Annotated in this window: 17 protein-coding genes; 5 read left to right on the top strand and 12 right to left on the bottom strand. The window is 42.5% G+C overall.

The annotated features are described in order from the left end of the window. Positions 1–129: 129 nt before the first annotated feature. The gene (locus tag ACQ93I_RS15795) at positions 130–1080 is read left to right on the top strand and encodes an NAD-dependent epimerase/dehydratase family protein (protein ID WP_431699365.1); all 951 of its coding nucleotides are present in this window, start codon (positions 130–132) and stop codon (positions 1078–1080) included. Here ACQ93I_RS15795 and meaB read toward each other — a convergent pair. Beyond that, on the bottom strand, positions 1065–2141 hold the full coding sequence (gene meaB, locus ACQ93I_RS15790; protein ID WP_431699364.1) for a methylmalonyl Co-A mutase-associated GTPase MeaB: 1077 nt from the start codon (positions 2139–2141) through the stop codon (positions 1065–1067). The genes ACQ93I_RS15795 and meaB overlap by 16 nt on opposite strands. Before the next feature lie 72 nt (positions 2142–2213). Between meaB and ACQ93I_RS15785 the strand changes: the two genes are divergently transcribed. Continuing rightward, entirely contained in the window at positions 2214–2651 is a 438-nt protein-coding gene (locus ACQ93I_RS15785; protein WP_431699363.1) for an organic hydroperoxide resistance protein, read from the top strand. Positions 2652–2722: 71 nt separating this feature from the next. On the opposite strand, the gene ACQ93I_RS15780 is transcribed toward ACQ93I_RS15785, so the two are convergent. The 5 genes from ACQ93I_RS15780 to ACQ93I_RS15760 all read right to left on the bottom strand — a co-directional run bounded on the left by ACQ93I_RS15780 (position 2723) and on the right by ACQ93I_RS15760 (position 7714). Beyond that, a complete protein-coding gene (locus tag ACQ93I_RS15780) occupies positions 2723–4219 on the bottom strand; it encodes a potassium/proton antiporter (RefSeq protein ID WP_431699362.1) in 1497 nt (498 codons plus the stop codon). A 58-nt stretch (positions 4220–4277) separates the two neighbouring features. Continuing rightward, complete coding sequence (gene msrA / locus ACQ93I_RS15775; RefSeq protein WP_431699361.1) at positions 4278–4937, bottom strand: peptide-methionine (S)-S-oxide reductase MsrA; 660 nt, start codon at positions 4935–4937, stop codon at positions 4278–4280. 6 nt (positions 4938–4943) lie between these two features. Further along, positions 4944–5519: a hypothetical protein gene (locus tag ACQ93I_RS15770; RefSeq protein ID WP_431699359.1), complete on the bottom strand. Its 576-nt coding sequence runs from the start codon at positions 5517–5519 to the stop codon at positions 4944–4946. Positions 5520–5837: 318 nt separating this feature from the next. Beyond that, a complete protein-coding gene (locus tag ACQ93I_RS15765; RefSeq protein ID WP_431699358.1) occupies positions 5838–6617 on the bottom strand; it encodes a zinc ribbon domain-containing protein in 780 nt (259 codons plus the stop codon). Between the two features lie 2 nt (positions 6618–6619). Continuing rightward, positions 6620–7714 (bottom strand): Nif3-like dinuclear metal center hexameric protein, encoded by a 1095-nt coding sequence (locus tag ACQ93I_RS15760; RefSeq protein WP_431699357.1) that lies wholly within the window; start codon positions 7712–7714, stop codon positions 6620–6622. 213 nt (positions 7715–7927) lie between these two features. Here ACQ93I_RS15760 and lpxK point away from each other — a divergent pair, with 213 nt between their 5' ends. Further along, a complete protein-coding gene (lpxK, locus tag ACQ93I_RS15755; RefSeq protein WP_431699356.1) occupies positions 7928–8935 on the top strand; it encodes a tetraacyldisaccharide 4'-kinase in 1008 nt (335 codons plus the stop codon). Positions 8936–9031: 96 nt separating this feature from the next. On the opposite strand, the gene ACQ93I_RS15750 is transcribed toward lpxK, so the two are convergent. From ACQ93I_RS15750 to ACQ93I_RS15725, 6 genes are all read right to left on the bottom strand, one after another. Further along, positions 9032–11260: a response regulator gene (locus tag ACQ93I_RS15750; RefSeq protein ID WP_431699355.1), complete on the bottom strand. Its 2229-nt coding sequence runs from the start codon at positions 11258–11260 to the stop codon at positions 9032–9034. Positions 11261–11289: 29 nt separating this feature from the next. Continuing rightward, complete coding sequence (gene gap / locus ACQ93I_RS15745) at positions 11290–12324, bottom strand: type I glyceraldehyde-3-phosphate dehydrogenase (RefSeq protein ID WP_431699354.1); 1035 nt, start codon at positions 12322–12324, stop codon at positions 11290–11292. Beyond that, positions 12324–13193: a lipoyl synthase gene (gene lipA / locus ACQ93I_RS15740; RefSeq protein ID WP_431699353.1), complete on the bottom strand. Its 870-nt coding sequence runs from the start codon at positions 13191–13193 to the stop codon at positions 12324–12326. Before lipA ends, gap begins: the two co-directional genes overlap by 1 nt. 129 nt (positions 13194–13322) lie before the next feature. Then, the gene (locus ACQ93I_RS15735) at positions 13323–13892 is read right to left on the bottom strand and encodes an RNA polymerase sigma factor (protein ID WP_431699352.1); all 570 of its coding nucleotides are present in this window, start codon (positions 13890–13892) and stop codon (positions 13323–13325) included. Beyond that, positions 13883–14983 (bottom strand): glycosyltransferase, encoded by a 1101-nt coding sequence (locus ACQ93I_RS15730; protein WP_431699351.1) that lies wholly within the window; start codon positions 14981–14983, stop codon positions 13883–13885. Before ACQ93I_RS15730 ends, ACQ93I_RS15735 begins: the two co-directional genes overlap by 10 nt. A gap of 14 nt (positions 14984–14997) precedes the next feature. Continuing rightward, positions 14998–15204, bottom strand: a complete 207-nt coding sequence (locus ACQ93I_RS15725) for a membrane or secreted protein (RefSeq protein WP_266067889.1) — start codon at positions 15202–15204, stop codon at positions 14998–15000. Between the two features lie 168 nt (positions 15205–15372). Here ACQ93I_RS15725 and ACQ93I_RS15720 point away from each other — a divergent pair, with 168 nt between their 5' ends. After that, on the top strand, positions 15373–16011 hold the full coding sequence (locus ACQ93I_RS15720) for a fasciclin domain-containing protein (RefSeq protein WP_431699350.1): 639 nt from the start codon (positions 15373–15375) through the stop codon (positions 16009–16011). 108 nt (positions 16012–16119) lie between these two features. Continuing rightward, positions 16120–16731, top strand: a complete 612-nt coding sequence (locus ACQ93I_RS15715) for a fasciclin domain-containing protein (RefSeq protein ID WP_431699349.1) — start codon at positions 16120–16122, stop codon at positions 16729–16731. Positions 16732–16802: the final 71 nt, after the last annotated feature.

Genomic DNA, 16802 nt, shown 5'->3' with positions numbered 1-16802 from the left:
TATGCGGCGCAAAGGTAATAATATTACATTTCCCGTGAGGTAGATGGGGAAGAAGTCTCTTTGAAATAATATTTGTTTCTTTGCAGAGGTAAAATACCTGGAATAATTAGGGAGAAAATTTTTTTGAGAATGAAAATACTGGTAACGGGTGCTGCAGGTTTTATAGGATCTCACACTGCAGAACGTTTACAACAAGAAGGTTATGAGGTCATTGGAGTGGATAATTTTTCTGATTACTACGATGTCTCCCTGAAAAAAATTAATACGGAATCCCTCCATGAAAGAGGTATTGAGGTGATAAAAATGGATCTTCGGGAGGCCGGTGATTATAAGCTTTTGCCTTCAGATTTTGATTTCATACTACACTTCGCAGCCCAGCCCGGTATTTCTTCTGAAAGTACTTTTGATGAATATTTTAGCAATAATGTGATCGCTACACAGCATTTGCTCGAATTTGCAGAACACAATCCAAACCTGAAGCATTTTTTTAATATCTCAACTTCTTCAGTTTATGGCCTGGAGGCAACTTTCCCTGAAACTGTCGCTCCAAAGCCGGCTTCCTGGTATGGAGTTTCAAAACTTGCAGCAGAACAACTGGTACTGGCAAAGAGCCGCGCTAAAGAATTAAAGGCTTCTTCCCTTAGGTTGTTCTCGGTTTACGGCCCGCGTGAAAGACCCGAAAAGCTTTATACCAAGCTTATCGCCTGCGGAATGAACGATGAGGTTTTTCCTATTTTTGAAGGGAGTGAAAAGCATCTTCGCAGTTTTACTTACGTGGGGGATATTGTAGAAGGCATACTTAAAGCAATTCAAAAACATGAAATTCTGGATGGGGAGATCATCAACCTGGGTGCGGTAGATGAGCACAAAACCCAGCAGGGAATTGAAATGGTTGAGCAGCTCCTGGGGAAAAAGATTAAGCTTGAGGTAAAGCCAAAAAGGCAGGGAGACCAGTCAAGGACTTTGGCCAATATTCAAAAAGCGAAAAAAATGCTCGCGTATGAACCCAAAACTACTTTAAAAGAAGGCTTGCGCCAGCAGGTGGAGTGGTATAAAAAATTTATTCATAATTCCCTGTAACGCTGTAGCAGAAAAGCTGCCGCTTCAAAAGGCGTAGTTTCATTATTTTCAAGCGCTTCTAACTGTTGCTTAAGCAGAATTTTGATTTCGGGTTCATTGTAGAACCTGCTTTTAAGGTGCTCATTAATGGTTTGTAGCAGCCAGAACTTATTCTGTTCATGTCGCTTTTTGCTGAAGTTTCCATTTTCTTTTAGCTTCTGCTCATAGTCTGCAATGAGTTCCCACACTTCAGAAATACCTTCCTTATAATAGGCACTACAGAGCAATACCTTGGGTTGCCATCCCGTTTCTTTGGCTGGATAGAGGTGAAGCGCTCTCCTGAATTCTGCACGGGCTCTTTCGGCAGGTTTCCTGTTCTCGCCATCGGCTTTATTGATCACAATAGCATCGGCCATTTCCATGATTCCGCGTTTAATACCCTGTAGCTCATCTCCGGCTCCGGCAAGCTTCAGTAGTAAAAAGAAATCGGTCATACTGTGAACGGTGGTTTCACTTTGTCCAACCCCCACGGTTTCTATAAGCAGCGTATCAAAGCCTGCTGCTTCGCATAAAATGATGGTCTCCCGTGTTTTTTTTGCCACCCCTCCAAGGGAATCTCCCGATGGCGAAGGCCTTATAAAAGCATTTTCATGATTTACCAGCGTCTCCATACGGGTTTTATCACCCAGAATACTTCCGCCCGAAATGCTGCTGCTGGGATCTACAGCAAGCACAGCAACTTTTTTTCCGGCATCGGCCAGGTGAACCCCAAAGGCTTCTATAAAAGTGCTTTTTCCAACTCCCGGCACACCGGTGATCCCAATCCTTATAGAATTGTTGGCGTATGGAAGGCATTTTTCGATAAGCTGTGCAGCCTTTTCCTGTTGCTTTGGCTGGTTGGTCTCCACCAGCGTAATTCCCTGGCTTAAAGCCGATTTGTCGCCTGCCCTAAGGCGGGTGAAGATTTCATCTATAGAGGTTTCCTTTCTCCTAGAATCCCTTATCTTTTTTGCCATTACAGCATTAACTTCTGAAGAGGGATGAGTGCCCTCAGATTCGTGTAGAGCAGATTTATTTTTCAAACCGGGATTAGTTTTTAGGTGGAGATCTTATTTGTATATTGAACTACTAAAATAACAAAATAAAAGATCATTATGAAGACATTGTATACTGGTGTTGCCACCACAACAGGCGGAAGAGAAGGAAATGTGAGAAGTGACGACGGAATTCTTGATCTGGACCTAAGTATGCCTAAATCTATGGGCGGAAAAGGTGCCGAAAAGACAAACCCTGAACAACTTTTTGCAGCCGGATATTCTGCATGTTATGGCAGTGCACTTCAGGTTGTGGCAAAAAAACATAAGGTAGATCTCGGCGATTTTTCAGTTACCGCTTCAGTAGAACTGGGTACAACCGAAGAAGGTGACCTTGAACTTTCAGTAGTTCTCGATTCCTATATTCCGGGGGTGGATGTTGAAACAGGAGAGAAACTGGTAAACGAAGCGCATGAGATTTGTGCTTATTCAAGAGCTACGAGAGATAACATTGATGTTACTCTTAACCTTATGCTAGACGACGAAGAAGAAGAATAAGTCATTACTTCATACCATTCAAAAAGGGCATTTTTAGGTGCTCTTTTTTTATGCCCGGGTGGGAATGGATGTTACAAATTGTTTTCATCTTCTGTCTCAGGATCATAGGTTAGGTGCAGGCTGTTGTAAACCGCTTCTATGTTGCGTTGATTTTCCATGAGCACAATAAGCGTATCGTCTTCTTCTATTTGAGTTGCCCCGTTTGGGGTAAGGAATTTTCCGTTGCGGGAAATCATGGCAATAATGGCATTTCGGGGGAAATGAAGATCTACTATTCTCTTCCCGACAGAAAAATTTTCTGAAGGAATGGTGATCTCTCTAATTAGAGATTTTGTGCCATCAGCAAGGAATGCATCAACAGGAGAGATCTTTTTTGCCTTTTTTGGAAGGGCAACATGTAGCCAGTGCGCTACTTTTGAAAGGGTTGTTCCCTGTACCAGAACTGAGGTGAGGGAAACGAAAAATACAATATTAAAGATCATGTGCGCCTTTTCAATTCCGGCTAAAAGCGGGTAAGTAGCAAAAACAATGGGAACTGCACCTCTTAGCCCCACCCATGAAATATACCAGCGGCGGCGCATTTTCATCTTAAAAGGTGCAAGGCTAAGCATCACTCCAATGGGCCGTGCTATAAAAATGAGAAATACCGAAATCAAAATTCCCAGGCCAACAATAGGCACGATATCACTTGGATAAACAAGTAACCCCAGGGTAAGGAAAAGCACAATCTGCATAAGCCAGGCTACCCCATCAAAGAAGCGCATAATGGTTCTTTTGTGGATGAGATCCTGATTTCCCAAATAAACCCCGGCCAGGTAAACGGCAAGGAATCCGTTCCCTCCCAGCCTGTCTGTAGCCGAAAATACCAGGAACATAAGTGCAACTGCCAGCACAGGATAAAGCCCTTCAAAATCGAGCGTGATCTTGTTGATGATGATCTTGCTAAGTTTTCCGAAGAGAAAACCGAGCGCAGCACCTATAAGGATTTGCTGAAGGAAAAGTGGAATTATAGAAAGCAGGCTTTGATCCTGGTTTACTACCAGCCCTAAAAAGGCTATAGTAAGAAAATAGGCCATAGGGTCGTTACTGCCACTTTCAAGCTCCAGCGTGGGCCTTATATTTGCTTTTAAGGCCATGTTTTTAGATCGCAGTATAGAGAAAACGGCTGCGGCATCTGTTGATGATACAATGGCTCCTAACAGCAGGCCTTCATAAATAGTAAAATCTGTTATTGCCCAGACAAAGGTTCCAAGGGAGAGTGCTGTAAATAGTACTCCAAGGGTAGAGAGTGAGATACCGTGCCAGAGAATGGGCTTAATACTGCGCCAGTTGGTGTCAAGCCCCCCCGAAAAGAGTATGAAATTCAACGAAACTATACCAATGAACTGGGCCAGTTGAGGATCGTCAAATTCAATTTTCCCAATGCCTTCTGAACCTGCGAGAATACCTACCGAGAGGAAAAGTATAAGCGTGGGGACGCCAAACTTATATGAAGTTTTTCCCGCCAGGATGCTTATAAGAAGTAAAAGTGAACCAATTAATAGTACATTCTCTGTGGTAATATCCATTTATTGAAGGCTTGTTCCGATGGCGTAAAGAAAAGCAAAATTTAGCTTTTTTAAAGGCTTAGTCAGGTTGGTTCTCCTTGAGGAGCTGCGGAAATTTCTTTTTAAACCTGTTCATCCTTGGTACCGAAACATTTCGGATATATGGATCGTTGGGGTTGTACTTCTTGTAATTCTGATGGTAATCTTCAGCTTTCCAGAACTTTTGGAAAGGCAAGACCTCTACAGCAATCGCTTTTTTATATTGTTCTGCCAGTTCTTTTAATTTCTGTTCAATGATCTTTTTTTGTTGCGCATTTTGGTAAAAGATGATCGAACGGTATTGCGAACCCATATCGGGTCCCTGTCCATTTTTTTGAGTAGGATCCATAGATCCAAAATACACATCGGCAAGGGTTTCAAAGTCAATGATTTCGGGGTCGTAGATTACTTCTACGGCTTCGGCATGGCCTGTACGGCCTGTATTGCTCTCTTCATAGGTCGGATTCTCAGTATGACCACCCGAATATCCCGAAATGGCTTCTTTTACACCCACCACGCTTTCAAACACAGCTTCAACACACCAGAAACAACCACTTGCAAAATAGGCTTTTTTGAGACCGTTCTGGACAGGAGCTTCCACGGGTTCGGCATTGGCAATTTCGGGCAGGGTCACTGTTTCTCCCGAAGAATTTCCGCAGGCAGTGAGACTAAAAATAAGAGTGAGAAGCAGGTATTTCATAATATTCTATTCTTTTGTGTAGGTTCCTTCTAGTGATTTTTTTCCGTAGAGGGCATATTCTGTGATGATTTCCCCATCTTTAGAAAAACCAAGCCAGTCCAGCTCAGTGCTGCCATCGGGTTGAAAGGTGAGGGTAGCAACGGGAGTATTGGTGTCAAATTCGTCCCAGGGCAAAGGTTTGTCGGGGGAACTTTCTCTTGATGCCGCAACAAAATAGACGTTTGCAGTATTTTCTCCAGTTTTTTCGCACCTGGCGCTTATATACATTTTATCTTTATCTATACACCATTCTGTAGACCTATCATAAGATACCTCTATGCAGCTGCAGTTGCAATCTGTGCCCTTATTGCTGTCTGACTTTCGATATTTTCCTGAAAATCCTGTGGCAGGTAAAGCCGATGCCTGTGCTGTTTCTTTTTCTGTTTGCAGGGCATCCCGTTCCTTCTGAAGATTTTCGGGCGGCAGAGTGTCGGCAGAAATTGTTTCGGTATCTATTCTTTCTGAAGTTTCCGAAGTAGCGTTGTTTCTGTCTTTACAGGAAAAAAGAACCACCGCAATAAGCATGAAAAGTAACTTTTTCATAGTTGTAGGTTTGGTCTTTAAAGATAAGCCATCCAAAATAGATTTCTGTGAAACAGATGTTAACGGAAAAGAACCAGGAACCGAGACTTTTTTCCACTATTGATTAACAATGACTTTCTATGCTCTTTATTACTATTTACTTCCTTAGCTCCTGTAAATTGGCAGCACTGATTTAAAATTCAATTTTTTACATTCTTAAAAGAAGGCGGGATGTCTATGAACTACCGTCTACGGTCTACAAACTACCGACTCCCAGCTACAGTCCAATAAAAAACCCCTCACTTTCGTGAAGGGTTTTTAAAATTGATATGATGAAATTTAGAAGCTTTGAAAAAGCTCATTCATCTTTTGTCTTTCTTCCTGTGCCAGTTCTTCGTCTACAAGAATACGGCCACTGTGCTCATCGGTGATGATCTTTCTGCGTCCTGCAATTTCCATGATCACCTGCGGTGGGATGGTAAAGAAAGAACCTCCAGAGGCTCCTCTTTCAACAGGAACAACTGCAAGACCGTTCTTCACGCTGCTGCGGATTCTCTTGTAAGCATTTACCAGGCGCTCTTCGATTTGCTCTTCAAACTCTTTCGATTTATCGATAAGAGCTCTTTCTTCCTTCTCGGTTTCAGCAAGTATTTCATCCAGTTCCCCTTTTTTGTGATCAAGGTGCTTCTGGCGCTCTGCTAATCGCTCTTTGGTTTGCTCAATAACGTCTTTCTTCTGGTCTATTTGAGCACGATACTCTTTGATTTGCTTTTCGGCAAGTTCTATTTCCAGTTCCTGAAATTCAACTTCTTTAGAAAGGGCGTTGAATTCCCGGTTGTTACGTACATTCTTTTGCTGCTCGTTATATTTTTTGATCAATGCCTGCGCATTTTCTATCAAAACTTTTTTGGTATTGATCCCCTGATCGATCACTTCAAGGTCGGCATCCATTTTTTCCAAACGGGTATTAAGGCCTGCTACTTCATCTTCTAAATCTTCTACCTCAAGCGGAAGTTCACCTCGTACATTTCTTATTTCATCCACCCTGGAATCTATAAGTTGAAGATCGTATAATGCTCTTAACTTCTCTTCTACAGTAACATCGGTTTTTTTTGCCATAGTTAAAAATACTTGATAGGATTGGTTTCTGTGTTTGATAAAACGACTGCAAAATTAGCAAATTTTTTCTTAAGATAAGTAGTCAAAAGAGTTTTTGTGTACTGTTCGCTTTCGTAATGCCCAACATCAGCCAATACCAGTCTTTGCTCAGCTTTATAGAAGTCGTGGTACTTGAGATCGGCAGTGATAAAAATATCTGCCCCGGCCGCGATGGCCTGGTTAATAGCAAAGCTTCCGCTACCACCCAGCACAGCAACTTTTTTAATGGGTTTTCCAAGTAATGCCGAATGGCGGATACACCCGCTGCCAAAGGTCTTTTTTACCTGTTCCAAAAATGCCTTTTCTTCCATTTCTTCCTGAAGTATCCCCGTCATTCCCATCCCAATGTGCTGATTTGGATTTTCGAGGGTAGTCACTTCATACGCCACTTCTTCATAAGGATGATTGTCAAAAAGAGCATTTAGAATGTTCTTTTCCAGATGCCTCGAGAAGGTCACTCCAATCTGCATTTCTTCCTCGTAATGGGTTTCGCCTTTTCTCCCTATCACGGGATTGGATTCTTCATTTCCCCGGAAAGATCCGCTGCCGGCTACATTAAAACTGCAGTGGTCATAATTTCCTATTGTACCAGCGCCTGCGGCAAATAATGCCTCTCTTACTTCTGCAGCGTTCTTTTTGGGTGCAAACGTGACGAGCTTTTTAATGGTTCCGGGCTGGGGGATGAGAATTGCCCTCTCAGTTAATCCCAGTTGTTCACAAATCATATCATTAACTCCCTTGAAACTGTTGTCCAGCGCGGTGTGGATGGCATAGATAGCAATATCATTTTTAATAGCCTTTAGAATAGTCCGCTCAACATAATTGCTGCCGGTAAGCTTTTTAAGTCCCGAAAATATTATCGGGTGAAAAGCGACAATAAGATTGCAGTTCTTTTCTATGGCTTCGTCTACCACGGTTTCCAGCGTATCAAGCGTTACAAGAATTCCTGAAACCTCGCTGCCGGGAGAACCGGTGAGCAGACCTACATTGTCAAAATCTTCGGCATAAGCGGTAGGAGCAAATTTTTCTAACTCCTTAATTATTTCCTTAACTAACATTTTTCCTTTTTTGCTGAGTTTGTCAAAGATAAAAATTATCTGGCCAGGCTACCTTATTCAGTCTTCCTCTTCAGATTAAATTTATTTTGATTTCAGCAGGGGCAAAGTCGGTTGCACCAGGGTGTCAAAAATGGCAAATTTTAACTATCTTTTTTTTCTGAAGTGGCTGAAAATGATCTTTTACGTTTCAGGAAAAAAATTACCTTCGCATTCATGTCGGCAAGAAAATTTCTTTATCCTTTTTCTATTCTTTACGGTACTGTGATGCGGGTTCGAAACCAGCTGTACGACCGTGAAATCTTACCTGTTCACAGTTTTGATCTGCCTGTTATTGCGGTGGGGAACCTAAGTATGGGCGGTACCGGTAAATCTCCCATGGTAGAATATTTGACCCAGCTGCTGAAGGCAAATCACAGGGTGGCCACCCTTAGCCGCGGATACAGAAGAAAAACCAGCGGTTATATCCTGCTTACCGGCACCGAAACAGCTTCGGAAGTTGGAGATGAACCCCTGCAGTTTAAATACAAATTTCCTGAAGTAACGGTTGCTGTAGATGAGAACCGAAGTCATGGAATAGAAGAACTTTTGAATGTAAAACCAAAGCCTGAAGTAGTGCTGCTCGATGATGCTTTTCAACACCGAAGGGTAAAGGCCGGTTTCTATATTCTATTAACCTCATATTCGAAATTATACCGGAATGAACTTGTACTTCCGGCAGGTGACCTGAGAGAACCTGCATCGGGTGCAAAAAGGGCCAGGGTTATTGTGGTAACCAAATGCCCTGCTAACCTCTCTGTGGAAGAGCAAATGGAGATCGTAAAAAAACTGAAACCCACAGCGGGGCAGGAAGTTTTCTTTACGACTATTGCATACAGTGAAAAAGTGATGGGCAGAAACGGATCTTATGCTTTAAAGGATCTTCAAAAAACCCCTTTTACACTGGTAACCGGTATTGCAAATCCGCAGCCTATGGTTGAACACCTGGAAGAGTTGGGGCTGAAATTTGAACATAAGAAGTTTAAAGATCATCACAATTTTACTGAAGCCGAACTGCGGGAGCTGCAACATGAGGAATTTATACTCACTACCGAAAAGGATTATATGCGGCTCAAAAATGAGATTTCAAGGGAGAAAATTTTCTATCTGCCTATTCAAAGCCGTTTCCTTCAAAGGAAAGAGGAGTTTGACGAACTTATTTTGGAGTATGTGAAAAAAAAGTGAGACCTGGTAAGGTCTCACTTTTATCTTTTTTTGGCTAATTCAAACTATCATCTTAATAACTTGAATCTACCTGTACTCAAACCCTGTGCCACATTTTTAAATTGTGGCTTTTTGCTGACTTAAATATTTGTTTATTTTCTGAAAGAATTCTTCAGTTTTGTAAGGTTTGGGTATAATGTCATTGAAGCCGTTGAGGTAGAATTCATCAAGGCTCTCTTCTAAAGTTACCGCTGTAAGAGCAATAATAGGAATGCTTTCGTTGAACTTTCGTATTTCTCTGGTCGCTTCAATCCCGCTAATACCAGGCATGTGGATGTCCATTAAAATTAGATCGAATTCATTGTCCTTTACTTTTGTAATGGCAGTGGTTCCATTGTCGGCAACATCACAAATCACCTTATTCTTTTCCAGGATCTTTCGGGTGATCATTTGGTTGATCTTGTTGTCTTCAACAATAAGTATCTTTTTATCGTGCATAATGTCGTTCGATAGCGGCTCGGGAATCTCGTCGTTACTCTTTTGATCCTGAGGGCTGGCTGGTTCCATCGCCTCGAAGTTAAGTTCAAAATGGAAGAGAGAACCTTCTCCCAGTTCACTCTCCAGGTGAATTTCACTATCCATTAAATTGAGCAGGTTTTTCACTATTGAAAGCCCCAGTCCGGTGCCTCCAAACTTCCGGTTTATTTGTAGTGAGCCCTGTGTGAAGTTCTCAAAAATGGCTTTTTGTTTCTCCTTGCTAATTCCTTCGCCGGTGTCCTGTACTTCAAATCTTAGCAGTACCTTATTGTCCTTTTGGCTTAAGCGTTTAACCCGCACCCAAATATCACCATCTTCGGTAAACTTGATAGAATTACCTATAAGGTTGATAAGGATCTGAGAGATCTTAAGCGGATCGCCCTTCAATTTCTTCGGAATTTCGGGATCAAACTCGAGGTGAAGTTTGGTCTTTTTGTCTTCGGCCGAATTTTTTAAGGCAATTAAAACATCTGTAATCCTCTTTTTCAGATTAAAAGAACTTTCAAGCATTTCCACTTTTTTAGCTTCCAGCTTGTTGAGGTCAAGAATGTTGTTGATAAGGGAAAGCAGGTATTCCCCTGAAAATTTGAGGGAATTGAGGTGTTCCTTTTGATTTTCTGTAGGGCTTTCTTCCAGTAGTAAATGAGTAAGGCCTGTTACAGCATAAAGAGGAGTCCTTAGTTCATGGGTGATGGTTGAGAGGAACTGGGCTTTGGCCAGTGATGCTTTCTCGGCGTTTTCTTTGGCGGTAATTAACTCAGAATTCTTTTTTTGCAATAGATCGTTCGCCCGGGCCCTAAGATTGTTATTCTTATATAGAGAGAGCGTTAAAAGAGAGAGGATGGTGATCAAAGCCACACTAAGAATGGTGGTGAGTTTGTTGACCTTAAGGGTGCGTTCAGCTTCTTCTTTTTTACGGGTCAACTCGCTCATGGTACTCTTCATAGAATCTACTCCATACCGGGCACTGGCATCTACGGCAAGGGCTTCAGCATTTAAATTGTATAAAGAATCCTGTATTTTGTTGTTCTCACGAAGCAGCGTTAAAGCCTCCTGGTAATTTCCCATTTCCTCCTGGAGCTGGCTCTGTACCAGTCTGGTATGCTGAATCATACCGGCAAAATTATTGTGTTGGGCAGTCTCCAAACTTTTTTCAGCTTCCTCCATGGCTTCAGCCAGTTGTCCTGAAGCCTGGTAGGCACGTGCTTTGTAGTAGTGAACCCTGGTACGTTCGTACTCGTTGTTTTGGATTCGCAATTTTTTTTCGGCTGAATTTAGCAGAGAGAGGGCCGCATGTGGTCTTTCGGCGGTATTGAGGTAGAGAATACCACGGTTGAGCTCTACAGCTCCAATTCCTTCGGTGTCTTCCTGTTTTTTATAGAGGGCTTCAGCAAGGTCAAAATATTCGGTGGCACGATCAAAAATTTTCTTCGCAGTAAAGATCTTTCCGAAGTTAAGATAGCTATAAGCCAGGCCTTCTTCGTCTTCTATTTCCCGCTGTATGGAAATAGCCCGTTGCAGCTCGGTTGCTGCACGGTCATGTTCATGACGTACATAATAGAGCTGGGCCAGAATACTGCTGGAAAGGGCAATTAACCTTGGGTGATCTATAGATCTTGAAAGTTCAAGTGCCGTGTTTAATTCGCGTAGAGCCTGATCAAAATGTATACTGTTAATTGACTCTTCTGCGTTTTCCAGCAGTTGTTCAATAGTGGTATTTATTTCATCTACTTCCTGTAGGCTTTTTCCCTGGGAATAGGAAAAGGAAAAGTAAAGAAATGCCACCATTAAAAGAGTAAAGTTCTTCATTGGGACAAAATAACTGTGGATAAATATAACTATTTAATTGATACATGGGAAATTAAATCAATGAGCCGGCTGGAATAACCAATCTCGTTGTCATACCATCCTATGATCTTTACAAAGGTATCTCCCACTACCGAAGTCATTTGTGCATCAAATATACAGGAGTGAGGATTGCCTTTAATATCTATAGACACTATAGGATCTTCGGTGTATTCCAGAATATTATGAAGACTTCCTGCGGCAGCTTTTTTAAAGGCTGCGTTTATTTCTTCGATACTTGTGTTCTTTTCTACATGAAGCGTCATATCGGTAAGGCTGCCGTTGGCTACCGGTACTCTTATCCCGCATCCGCCAATAACATCACTCAGCCCGGGGAATATCCTGGTAAGGGCTTTTGCAGCTCCCGTGGTGGTAGGTACGATGGACTGGCCGGCGGCGCGGGCACGACGCAGATCTTTATGAGGCTGGTCATGCAGGCTTTGATCGGTGGTGTAAGAATGCACTGTAGTGATATAGGCTTTTTTTACTACCGCGAGTTCGTTTACGATCTTCAACATAGGCGCGGCATTATTTGTAGTGCAGGAAGCATTTGAAATAATGTCTTCTGTGCCGTCAATTATGTGCTCATTGACTCCCAAAACCACCATTTTTATGGAATCATCTTCGGGAGGCACGCTCAAGATCACCTTTTTAACACCTTGCTGAAGATGCGGCTCCAGGTCACTCCTTTTCTTGAACTTCCCGGTGCTCTCTACTACCACGTCAACCCGGTTCAGGCTCCAGTTAATGTCGGCCGTGTGGGCATGATTATACACGGGCACCTCTTTTCCGTCTATTACTACGGAAGCTTCTTTGGAAGAAACCTCTTTTTTGAGTACTCCGTGGATGCTGTCATACTTAAGCAGGTGAGCCAGGGTGGCGGCAGGGGCCAGGTCGTTAATTGCCACTACTTCCAGGTCTTCACGATCTAAGAGCAGCCTGAAAAGATTTCGGCCTATGCGTCCAAACCCGTTGATCCCAATCCGGATCTTTTCTTTTGATGCGGTTGAAGGTCTTGCGCCCTCCATTATGTAAGATGTTTTTGAGCTTTGTACGAAGATCTTACCAAAGCACCACTCTCTACATGCCTAAAGCCCATTTCAAGCCCAATAGTCTCGTACTTTTTAAACTGCTCTGGAGTCACAAATTCGTGTACCGGAAGGTGCTGTTTTGTAGGTTGCAGGTACTGGCCAATAGTGACAATGTCAAGGTCAACTTCCCGCAGGTCTTTCAGCGTTTGTATCACTTCATCTTCTTTCTCACCCAGACCAAGCATGATGCCCGACTTTGTTCTGTTTACTCCCTGCTCTTTCAAATATTTCAACACCTGAAGGCTGCGTTCATATTTTGCCTGTATACGTACTTCGCGGGTGAGTCTTTTTACGGTCTCCATGTTGTGCGAAACAATCTCGGGGTTTACTTTGATGATACGGTCAATATTTCTCTCTACTCCCTGAAAATCGGGGATTAGGGTTTCAAGCGTCGTGTCGGGGTTCATGCGGCGAATCGCGCTTACGGTCTCTGCCCACATAATAGAACCCATATCCTTAAGGTCGTCACGGTCTACACTGGTGATCACGGCATGTTTGATTTTCATCAGCTTTATGGAACGGGCAACTTTTTCGGGTTCATCCCAGTCAAGAGTTTCGGGTCTTCCGGTTTTTACGCCGCAAAATCCGCAGGAACGGGTACAGATGTTTCCGAGGATCATAAAGGTCGCCGTGCCTTCGCCCCAACATTCTCCCATGTTTGGGCAACTTCCGGAGGTGCAAATCGTGTGAAGGTTATACTTATCTACCACACTTCTAAGCTCGGTGTATTTTTTTCCGGTAGGTAATTTTACCCTTAACCACTTCGGTTTAGGCGTTCTTTGTATAGGGAGTTGCTGTGTTTCCATAGGTGGGCAAAGGTACAACTAGAATGCCTAAAAACAAACGTTAAAAACGGGCTGAGTTTTGCCTCCTTCAGCAGAAAATCTTCCAAAGAAAATGGCATATTTGGCGGCTTAATTTCTCAAAAATGGCGTTTAGGAAGTTCCTTTTTCTATGACTTCGGCCAGCAGCTTTTTTGCCCGCAACAACTTTACTTTTACGTTGTTGATTGGCTCCTGAAGATGGGCTGCAATTTCTTTATAGCTCTTTTCCTGAAAATAACGCAGATGGATCACTTCCTGGTAGTGCGGTTTCAGCTTTTTAATATCTATGAGCAGCTGGGCCAGGTTTTGTTCGGTAATTATGGTGTCCTCAATACTTGGCGTTTCATCGGGAATGCGGTGCACCCGGTCATCTTCTTCATCGGTAGTGCGGGCGCGTATTGAAGCATTCTTTTTTCTTACCAGGTCTACGTGAATATTTTTAGAAATGGTAATGATCCAGGTCTTAAAAGTGTATTTGGGGTCAAAAGTGTCAATTTTATCGAAGGCTCTTGAGAAAGCCTGGATGGTGATATCTTCGGCATCATACTCGTTTTGGGTACGCTTAAGCTGAAAGCCGTAAACATCGTTCCAAAACCTGTCTAAGAGATAATTAAAGGCGGCTTGTTTCCCTTTTTTTGCCTTTTCAATTTGTTGCTGAAGGAGGTCTGGCTCTATTTCCAATTAGTGGGTTTTGAAAAAATATTAGATATAAATATAGCTAATTGCGCCGAAACCAGGAACAATTCTAGAAACGGAAAAAGCCAGAAAAGATCGGTTTCTCCAAACTTCTTGCCCGAGTTGTAAAATACCACTCCCTGTACAATCCATCTTACCGCCAGTAAGAATAAAGCTACCTGCCAAAAAGGGCTTTTTAAGAGGATGAAAAAGAAGATCCAGAACAACAGCTGGGAAGTGTAGAAGAGACCCAGCATTAACCGGTGTTCTTTTTTGTAATGGGAAGCGGCCGAAACGTGCCTCCTTTTTTGGGTAAACCACGCCTTGAGCGTAGATTTTGGAACACTGCGGGTAATTCCCACAGGCGAAAAACAAAGGGCGGTGTTGGTTTTAGTAGCGGCGCCGTTCACAAAAAGATCGTCATCTCCCGATTTTATGTGCAAATGCGTGGCAAAACCATTCTGGGCAAAGAATTCTTCGGAAGTATAGGCGAGATTGCGGCCTACCCCCATGTAAGGTTTGCCCCAACTGGCATAAGAGAAATACTGAATTGCCGTAAAAAGCGTCTCGAACCTGATAAGTTTATTGAGCAGGGAGCGGGATTCAATAAAATACCCGCCATAGCCAAGCACAATGCTTTTTTGGTCTTCAAAGTGGGCGCTCATCTCCTTTAGCCATTCACTGGTTTCGGGTCGGCAGTCGGCATCAGTAAATAAGAGATAAGGTTTTTTGGCCTTTTTGATGCCTAAGGTAATTGCGTATTTTTTGTTGGCCCAAAAGGCTTCGTTGTTTTGAACGTCAACTATTTTTACCCTGTCGTCACTTTGCTGAAACTCTTCAAGCACCTCGAGTGTCTCGTCTACAGAGGCGTCGTTGATCACCACCACCTCAAAATCGGGATGGTCTTGCGACAGGATCGCCGGGAGAAAATTCCGCAGGTTTTCGGCTTCATTTTTGGCGCAAATAATTACCGAAACCGGGAGGTCCTTATAAGCCGGCTGACTTTCATTTTTGGCAAGGGCAAACCTGAAAAATCCCAGGTAATAGCATAGGTTGATTAGGCCAATGACAACAAAGGCAATAAGGATGGTTAGCATTTATGTGGTGGGAATTATTTTACCGGTTGAGGTTGATCACAATCTTTTGCTTCATCGGGAAGTTTTCCGCAGTAACTGCAGGCTTCTCCTTCCTTGTTAAGAAAAGGGCTTTGACTGGCACAGGTCCCACTAAATTTTCCATCTTTCTTTCCCCAAATCTTAATGGCAATCCCGGCAACAGCCAGTCCTAAAAGTACTATGGTGATTAATATGAGTTCCATAAATAGAATTTTGTGCAAAAATAACGAATAATGACCACTATAAGAAAGGAATAGGATTTTTTTCTTAAGGCTTCATTACCACAATTTTAACTAAAATTTAGTGCCCCGGGAGAGGTAATGGATTTTTAAGGTAATAAATTGCAGGTAAAGCTTAAAAAACAACACGATATGCGATACAAATTACCAAAAATTCTGATCATTTTTCTTTTTGCCGGACTTATATCCTGTCAGGATAAAGAAAATAAAAGGGATTCAGAAGTTGATATTATCCCTGCGGAAGAAAAAAAAGATGAATTAAGCAGCTCAGACCGGCCAATGCCGAGAAGTTACATGTTGGCTAAAATGCGCGAGAATGATGAACTGTCTGCTTTTACTGAAGAATTTCAGAGATCTGGCCTTGAAGAAGAATTTGAAGGAAAGGAAGATATTTATACCATTTTTGCCCCTTCAAACGCCGCATATGACCGTATCCCTGCCAGGCAAATGAATCCCGATACCGACAGTCTCACGTCTAACGCCGATCTTATGCGTTATTACATGGTAGAAGGTGAGATGACCGTAGATTATCTTCGGGAAAGGATCAGGGCTTCAGAAAATGACAGGTACGAGTTTAGAACCGCTTTGGGTGAAAAGCTCTGGGCTACCCTTGAAGGTGACAAAATTGTACTGACCGATGTGTTGGGCAATAAAGCTTCTATTGTGACTTCAAATATGGACGAGTACTACGGAGTTTACCACATCATCGATAATGTGTTACAACCCGGTGAAAAACGTCAGGATAACGGTGAAAGTGAAACTGAAGGTTAAAAATTCTTGCTTCGGAAGAAAACATTTTTAACTCAGGATTATAATTTTATTGTTCGGCCCTCCATTGCTTTTTTATTAAATTAAATAGAACCTGAAAATATTGATACTATGAAGATTAGGAATATAATGATGTTAAGCGGAATTTTGATGATGCTGTTTGGCGCATGTAAGAACAATGAAACCAAGACAGATGATGCAACCCTTGAGGTGCAGGAAGAAAATTTTGAAGAAGGTGTCGAAGACTTACGCCAAAGGAACGCAACAGTAGATGCTATTGAAGGAAACCCCGAGCTAAGTACATTTGCCACCGGTCTCAACACCTGGAATGTGGAAGATACTTTAGACCTGGTAACCGAGCCATACATGGTGTTTGCTCCAAGTAACAGGGCTTACAGCAGGGTTTACAGGCAACAGGGCTATGACATTTTAGAAACCACGCCAGAATCTGTGATCCCATACCACATAGTAAAAGGTAATTTTACACGGGAAGAACTGAAACAGGAAATTGAAAATGTGAATGGCACTCTCATACTTTCAACTTTGGAAGGAGAAAACATCACCTTTAGCCTTGATGGCGATAACATTGTGCTAACCGGTGCTACAGGGGAAAAAGCTAACATAACCGAAAGCTTTGAAATTGAAAACGGTACTGGCTATATCATAGATAAAGTATTACTTCCTGAAGGAATTGACACAGTGACTATAACTCCAGAAGAGTAGGGGGTGTAGTTACCAGAAAAGCAAAAGGGTTCCAAAAATGTCATTTTTGGAACCCTTTTTTGATGCTTTTT

This window comes from Salinimicrobium sp. WS361 (assembly GCF_050750585.1).
Classification (GTDB): domain Bacteria; phylum Bacteroidota; class Bacteroidia; order Flavobacteriales; family Flavobacteriaceae; genus Salinimicrobium.
The sequence above is the reverse complement of the archived record's forward strand: the minus strand, read 5'-3'. Positions and strand labels throughout refer to the sequence as shown.

Excerpts from the sequence above, each read along its gene's own strand:
- ACQ93I_RS15770 (WP_431699359.1), bottom strand. The coding sequence starts at position 5,519 with ATGAAAAAGTTACTTTTCATGCTTATTGCGGTGGTTCTTTTTTCCTGT.
- ACQ93I_RS15750 (WP_431699355.1), bottom strand. The coding sequence starts at position 11,260 with ATGAAGAACTTTACTCTTTTAATGGTGGCATTTCTTTACTTTTCCTTT.
- ACQ93I_RS15725 (WP_266067889.1), bottom strand. The coding sequence starts at position 15,204 with ATGGAACTCATATTAATCACCATAGTACTTTTAGGACTGGCTGTTGCC.
- lpxK (WP_431699356.1), top strand. The coding sequence starts at position 7,928 with ATGTCGGCAAGAAAATTTCTTTATCCTTTTTCTATTCTTTACGGTACT.
- ACQ93I_RS15765 (WP_431699358.1), bottom strand. The coding sequence starts at position 6,617 with ATGGCAAAAAAAACCGATGTTACTGTAGAAGAGAAGTTAAGAGCATTA.
- ACQ93I_RS15715 (WP_431699349.1), top strand. The coding sequence starts at position 16,120 with ATGAAGATTAGGAATATAATGATGTTAAGCGGAATTTTGATGATGCTG.
- gap (WP_431699354.1), bottom strand. The coding sequence starts at position 12,324 with ATGGAGGGCGCAAGACCTTCAACCGCATCAAAAGAAAAGATCCGGATT.
- ACQ93I_RS15720 (WP_431699350.1), top strand. The coding sequence starts at position 15,373 with ATGCGATACAAATTACCAAAAATTCTGATCATTTTTCTTTTTGCCGGA.
- ACQ93I_RS15760 (WP_431699357.1), bottom strand. The coding sequence starts at position 7,714 with ATGTTAGTTAAGGAAATAATTAAGGAGTTAGAAAAATTTGCTCCTACC.
- ACQ93I_RS15730 (WP_431699351.1), bottom strand. The coding sequence starts at position 14,983 with ATGCTAACCATCCTTATTGCCTTTGTTGTCATTGGCCTAATCAACCTA.
- ACQ93I_RS15795 (WP_431699365.1), top strand. The coding sequence starts at position 130 with ATGAAAATACTGGTAACGGGTGCTGCAGGTTTTATAGGATCTCACACT.
- ACQ93I_RS15780 (WP_431699362.1), bottom strand. The coding sequence starts at position 4,219 with ATGGATATTACCACAGAGAATGTACTATTAATTGGTTCACTTTTACTT.
- ACQ93I_RS15785 (WP_431699363.1), top strand. The coding sequence starts at position 2,214 with ATGAAGACATTGTATACTGGTGTTGCCACCACAACAGGCGGAAGAGAA.
- msrA (WP_431699361.1), bottom strand. The coding sequence starts at position 4,937 with ATGAAATACCTGCTTCTCACTCTTATTTTTAGTCTCACTGCCTGCGGA.
- lipA (WP_431699353.1), bottom strand. The coding sequence starts at position 13,193 with ATGGAAACACAGCAACTCCCTATACAAAGAACGCCTAAACCGAAGTGG.